5 protein-coding genes are annotated in these 6422 nt (G+C 33.3%); all 5 read right to left on the bottom strand.

What is annotated here, in order from left to right; translation table 11 throughout:
• Positions 1-500 (bottom strand): DUF8740 domain-containing protein (locus ACW9UN_RS16280; protein WP_518525019.1); only part of this gene is annotated, 500 nt, incomplete at its 3' end.
• A gap of 6 nt (positions 501-506) precedes the next feature.
• A complete protein-coding gene (locus ACW9UN_RS16275) occupies positions 507-980 on the bottom strand; it encodes a T9SS type A sorting domain-containing protein (RefSeq protein ID WP_459487426.1) in 474 nt (157 codons plus the stop codon).
• A 927-nt stretch (positions 981-1907) separates the two neighbouring features.
• On the bottom strand, positions 1908-3272 hold the full coding sequence (locus tag ACW9UN_RS16270; RefSeq protein WP_459487425.1) for a peroxiredoxin family protein: 1365 nt from the start codon (positions 3270-3272) through the stop codon (positions 1908-1910).
• A gap of 128 nt (positions 3273-3400) precedes the next feature.
• Positions 3401-4312: a phage tail-like protein gene (locus ACW9UN_RS16265; RefSeq protein WP_459487424.1), complete on the bottom strand. Its 912-nt coding sequence runs from the start codon at positions 4310-4312 to the stop codon at positions 3401-3403.
• A gap of 225 nt (positions 4313-4537) precedes the next feature.
• On the bottom strand, positions 4538-6091 hold the full coding sequence (locus ACW9UN_RS16260; RefSeq protein ID WP_459487423.1) for a DUF8693 domain-containing protein: 1554 nt from the start codon (positions 6089-6091) through the stop codon (positions 4538-4540).
• Positions 6092-6422 lie beyond the last annotated feature (331 nt).

The following is a 6422-nucleotide window of genomic DNA, read 5'->3' as shown; positions in this document are numbered from 1 at the left end:
AATTTCGTGGTGCTCTCAAATTGAATTATTGAATCTATTTGGGTTTTTGAATATTTGCGAGTATTCTCACTAATCGCCTCTGATTGTTCTTCACTAATCCCGTTTTCTGCTGTTTTAGCATGCAATGCAAAAGGCACGCTCAATATTTGGCTTGAAACTATTATTTTATAATCGTTTCCTCCTTCTGGATCTATTTCAGTTTTTATATAATAGATACCATTGCTCCAATCTATATCTTTAAAAACTCCTTGAATAACTGAACCTAAGCCTATTTCTAAACTTACTAAACCATTACTATTGGTTGTAGGTGTTTGTGTTTCAATATAAACAGTAGTATCACCTTGCAAAATACTAATTTGCATACCGATCTGCTGATTTACTACTAAAACATTATCTGAATCCCTTAGCACTGCTTGGTAACTCATTTTTTCTGGTGTTTGACCAAAAGTGTTAATGCAGGAGATTACAAAGAGCATTAATATTAATAGATTTTTTTTCATAGCTTTTTATTTTTTAATAATTTTTAGTGATTTTAATAATTGTTTACCATTCGTGAATTTTAAGAAATAAACTCCATTTGAAATATCTTGTATTTCAATATTCGTCTTTCTTTTAACAATTCGTCCTGTTTTTATTTGTTTTCCTTGAATATCAAAAAGCGTGTATTCAAGTTTATTATTGAGTGTATCTGTTGTACTAACAACAAAATAATCTGAAGATGGATTTGGATACGTTAATAAGGTGATGTTTTTTTGTGAGATACCTGAATCACTAAGCACTTGAAATTCAAAAGGTTGTTGAACTCCTTGAGCTATGGAGCCATTATCATTATTGCTTGTAATGTAAACTAATTGACCAACTGTAAAGGTTAAAGAGCCTGTATCACTTTTGATGTTTCCGCCAGAAGATGCAAATGTTGTTTGGGAGTAAGTTAAATGAGATGCACATAACAGTACACCCAAAAGGATAGTTTTTTTCATAACAATTTTTATCAATAACTTTTTCAGATACAAATGTATAAAATAAATAATTTTTTCAACCTTTGTTTTTATAGTTTATATTGCTTTAATTGATTTATAGAGCCAAAAATTATATTCGCTAAGTTTTCAGTTCTTTTCATTAAATGATTTTAAAACACATTTGGCGATTTATTTATTCTATATTTTTGTCCTTTAGATTTTTTTAAAATTGATTAAATCCTTAATAATACATTATGAAAATGAACTACCTTTAAAAAAACAGCTATCAAGTATTGCTGTAAAATTTCTTTTATGGTCTAAATTTTGACCATATGAAATTAACAGTTTGATACTACTACAAAATATTATTTTGAATTTTTAGCAATTAATTCGTTATAAACATTAATTAATTGTAATTTGTTTTTAAAATTAAATACACAAGTGTCTGTATAGTAGAGTAATCGGTACATTTAGATCTAAAAATGATTTTTAACAAGAAAAATCATCATTTAAAGAGAACATAAAATTATTACACATCCTGATAAAACAGAATATCAAAAATGCGGTGTAACCTTAGTAAAACTATATAAACAAGGCTTTAATATTTATGCAGCAATTTTTAGAAAATACTGATCTTGAAGATGATGGAGATTTGGTTGATTTTTTAAATTGATATAATAAATCGTTAAGATTGATTTAAAATTCTATTTTTACGCGAAACTTTCCCTCCAGGTGTTTAAATTAAACCATGTCCGTGAATTTATAAACTTTGTTTAATTGTACCATTATACTTCTATTTCCTGATGAATTTCATTTCTAAAAGGGTATGAAACAGTTGTTAAATATGATCCTTTAACTTGTTGTGGATTAAAATTGTGAGGTTGTACAAAACCTTTTTACTGGGTATAATAAAGTAAAGCAATTTTAAAATATAAATTTTAATCGGTATTATAACTTTTCACTCCAAGTTAATAACTGTTCTATAGTCGCTATTTTTTTAAGTAGAATGCCTTTACTATTTAAAATAAACATAGTAGGTGTACCAGTTACTGCATAATTCTTAAAATTAATACCTTTAAAACCCTCTAAATTGCAATAATTATCCTTCCATGAAAATGCTGCTGCGCTGTCTTTAAATACCTGCGGGTCTGTATCTGCAGAAAGAGCAACTATTTTTATACCTTTGGCAACAAGATTAGAATAATGATCCTTTAGTGCCGCTATGGTTTGTTTACAAGGACCACAATCAGATTGGTAAAACAATAGCAAACTATATTTAGATGCTAAAGAAGTTGTTTTTAAAAGTGTATTTACAAGGTTCACTTCTTTTTCTGATCCTACATTTTCTTTAATAACTAAATCTGGAGCTTGCTTACCTATTGTAGCCTTTATATACACTTGCAAACTGCCTGCATACGCATTTACTTTACCCGAACCTAACACAGCATTTGTAATGGCAGCTACATAATTATCTTTACCAAACGTAGTTAAGTAATAGGTGAGTTTCCCCACAAAATCGGTGTACTGCGTTGGGTTGGTTATTCTATCACTTATCAATTGAAAATCTTTTACAAATTGAGCGGTATCTTGTACCACATTGCTTTGGTAACCTACCCAATCTCGTATAATAGCGGTCCAATGCCCTGATACATATAAATCATTAAAGTTTAGGTCTTTGGTTATAAATTGGTTATAGATAGCTGCTTTTTCGTCTTCATTAGCTGTTAAATGCGGCGGTATACCTTTTGTTAGATTTAATATAGGTAAAAAACGGGCATTAAAACTGGGGTTGCTCTTTAGTTGTTTGTTAAAGTTTTCGAACGCTTTTTTTTGTTTTATTTTTTCTTTATTAAAAATTGTGTATAACTTTTTATTTTCTACGTACAAAACAGAAGCCTTACTTACAACTTCAAATTTTTCTATGATTTGCAGTTGTTGGACGTTTAGGCTGTTAAGTTCGTTTACAGCATTAAAACCAGTATAAACAATATTGTTATTATCTGGGGTATCGCTTAGGCAAGTTACAAAAAAATTATAACCTGGTATTGCCATGTCTAAACCACCTCCATCAGCCGTGTTGGTGATCAACCATCGGCACATGCCCGTATAAGGGGCATATTTTTTGGGTATTTTTAGTGTAAACTTGCCGTTGGCAGGAATGGTATCTTGCTGTACGGTTTCTTGTTTGCTACCCTGAAAGATTATAAAATCGTAGGTTTTACCAGCTAAGGCAGGAAAATCCATAGAAATAGATTGAGAAAAGCTATTTATGGCAATAAACAAAAAAAGTGGTACTGCTATTTTTTTTATCATCTTAAGAGATATTTGTCTTCTTTAGCTATTATTTCTTTGATGGTCATCTGCTGTTTCTTGGTTTAAAAAAAAATCGACGGCTTCACAGCCGATTTTAAAAATGTTGTAAATAGACAAATACATAGAATTTATTCTACGATACATCTTACCGAAAAGCCAAATAGACGATTGTTACTGTTGAACGCGTTCACAGAGCTTCCATTGAAGTGTAAGTTTAAAGAACTACTACCACTACCATTCTCTGAACTACTCCAGTAGAGGCCGTGCTCACCACGGCTATTAAGCGAGCCACCTTCAACGGGGGGGGTCGTGCCACTGGGGTCGAGGCGGGCACCAGCCGCAGGCAAGGTCAACTGTTTAGGAACTTCTATAGTACCGTAATGTAAGGCAGAACCATAATTAGTATTATTTTCTACAAACGTACCTGTTCTAGTAACATTATTGTTAGAATTTACAGCTATCCATTCTGTATGGCTAGGTACTCTATAACCTGCTGGGCAAGGGTCTTGAGGACCTTTTGCGAGAGGGGTCCAGTTTCCATTAGCCGTAGTACCCCCTTGATCTCCCCAAGTACTACCTATCAAAGCATCTACGTCACCGTCAGGTGCATTTTTGCCCCATTGGTAATAATCACCGTTAAGGCCTTTTACCGGTGTATGTGGGTCTAGTGAAGTATCTGCTCCTAAGTTGTGACTCAAAAAAGTATAGAAACCTCCCGATCCATTAGATACTTGAGAAGTTGGCAGAACTGGGTCATTTATATCACCTCCATTATGTAAATTTTTCCAACTGGATGTAAGCCTAATCTGAAGTTCACCTTCACCAGATGCACAATCTGTACAAAAGATAATTAGACCTTGAGATGGGGTAGTAATTGCAGCACGCTGGGCTGCCGTCATTCTTGGTATCAACAACCCTTTTGTGGTAGAGGTAATATCTAAAGCAGACGAAGCGTCTGGGCTTGTCGTGCCAATACCCACTTGGGCATAGGTTGTTGCAGTGAATAGTAATATTGATAAGAGTGTAACGATTTTTTTCATTGGGTTGTTTCTTTTTAATAGTTTATTTGTTCTTTTAATAGTTGTTTTATTAAAAGCCACGAGGTTCAGAAGGACCAGATGCAGCTTGTACCTTTTTAGGACTTAGAATCATAAATGTTCCCATCGCCGTTAGTGTAGTATACTTTCCCATTCTCTTTATAGCTTCTGTTCTACTGATATCATTTGTAGTGTCAGGCGTGTTTTCTGTTTTTTCATGTTGAGTTCTTATTCTATTACTAATTTTTTAGTGAAAACAATGTTTTCTGCCTGTACTTTTAGGATGTAGACTCCAGTCTTAATACCTACTGTAGAAAGCATCTCTTTCTGTGAAGGGTTTTGGATATTTCTTGAAAGTATTTTCATACCTAATGTATTGTAAAGGATAATATTTGCTGGCTGTGAAAACTTCTGTAATCCCTCTACAGAGATATAAGCATTTCCTTTTCCTTTATAAGCAGTTAATAAAGAAGTGCTGCTCACAATTTCTGTGGAAAGGGTTTTTGTAGTATAGTGAAGGTAAAACCTACCCACACCACTCAAATTAGTTTGCGCTAAGAGTTTAAAATCTTTGTTGTTAAGAAGTGTAAACGTGTTTTCTACTGTGTCTTCTAAATACACATTAATGTTTTCTGGTATTGTGCTGCCTGCTATTTGAATTTTTAGAGAAACACCCGCTTGCTGATGCACTATAAGAGGAATTATTACATTACTCAGAGCATCAATAGGCATCGCATTGATAGCCAAGCCAATACCGTTGTCTTGTTCTAAAAGTCTCGAACTAAAACCTGAAGATTGGTTGAAGGCTCCAGCATCATACCCTGGGTCTAATCCTAATGTCAATCCTTCTTTAAAATAAAATTTAGTGTCTGCCACTTTAACCGTATCACTATACATGTCTAAAACCAATTCATAACTCCTTACATAGGATTTCGAGGCAACAAAATCATCGACTCCAGTAACTGTTTGCATAGCTTTAGTGAAGGTGATTGTTTGATCTTCTCCACTTCCTGCAGCGGCTACGAAAAAACCTTGGCCAGGGGCTATATGTGTGGCTGTACTTGTATTGTTATAGATCGTATATCCAGTGCCGTCTGCATTCCATCCATAGATTGCCTCAAATGCATCATCGATTGCTGCTGTGTTAACTGTTAAAAAATTGTTTGTTTCATCAGCATTAGAATTTGCATTAAGATACGACGCAAATGGATTGGCTATTAAATTCCAACGCCTTCCTGCTCCTGAATTTGCTGCATCGTTATTGTTAATGGTAATGCTTTGATCTCCATTGGCAATCGAACCTGCAAAAGAGAGTGTACCTCCACTTGTGGTAGCCATTTGGTATCCTTGCCCTAAAGCTAAATTACCTAAATTACCTGCGGTTGCACTAGTAGCGTTTATCCAAGTATCAATAGTATTGTCATAAGAACCTACTGCATAAGTACCACTTCCATTTGTTGCAATATTGGCATCGTTTATTAAAGAACTAAATGCCATACCAGATACTGGCACACCTATTAAATCCCACTCTCCAGAACCAACTACATTTACATAGCGGTTATAGGTGATATTCCCTAAGGAAGTGCCACTTACCAATAACGATGAAAACTCATCTGAATCGGAATTTAGAGTTACGGTGCCTGCTGTGTTAGAAAAATTACCACCAACAAAAACATAACTGTCTTTGGGTATTGTAATACTTCCACCATTAATCACTGTTATATTTTGACCTATTGAAATGTAAGACATTAACAAGAAGACCATTAAGTATATCTTTTTCATAGACTTTATTTAAATTATTATATAGCAATTAAGCAAATATAAATTATTTTTTTTGAATTAAATAAACTTTGGTTTGTATCTTTAGAAACTGCAAATGAAAAATATAGTGTCATATCTTCTTTTTCGAATATTTGTTTATTAAATTATCTGTTAACATCAAATAAGTCATAGGAATCATCTCAAATCCCCCCCAAAAAAAAATTAACTAAGGAATATTGATGTTTTCAGTTTTTACTTCTTTTATTCTCTTTAAATTTGAGCAAAATTCTTCTTGATTTTGCAATCCTACAAGATTTTGCTGAACTCCTTAAGCTATTAAACCGCTATTATA

The sequence above is a fragment of the Polaribacter litoreus genome (assembly GCF_054584775.1).
Note: the sequence above shows the minus strand (reverse complement) of the source record. Positions and strands in the feature narration are given on the sequence as shown.

Bases quoted from the DNA above. Each gene is read 5' to 3' on its own strand.
- ACW9UN_RS16265 (WP_459487424.1), bottom strand. From the start codon at position 4,312: ATGAAAAAAATCGTTACACTCTTATCAATATTACTATTCACTGCAACA.
- ACW9UN_RS16270 (WP_459487425.1), bottom strand. From the start codon at position 3,272: ATGATAAAAAAAATAGCAGTACCACTTTTTTTGTTTATTGCCATAAAT.
- ACW9UN_RS16275 (WP_459487426.1), bottom strand. From the start codon at position 980: ATGAAAAAAACTATCCTTTTGGGTGTACTGTTATGTGCATCTCATTTA.
- ACW9UN_RS16260 (WP_459487423.1), bottom strand. From the start codon at position 6,091: ATGAAAAAGATATACTTAATGGTCTTCTTGTTAATGTCTTACATTTCA.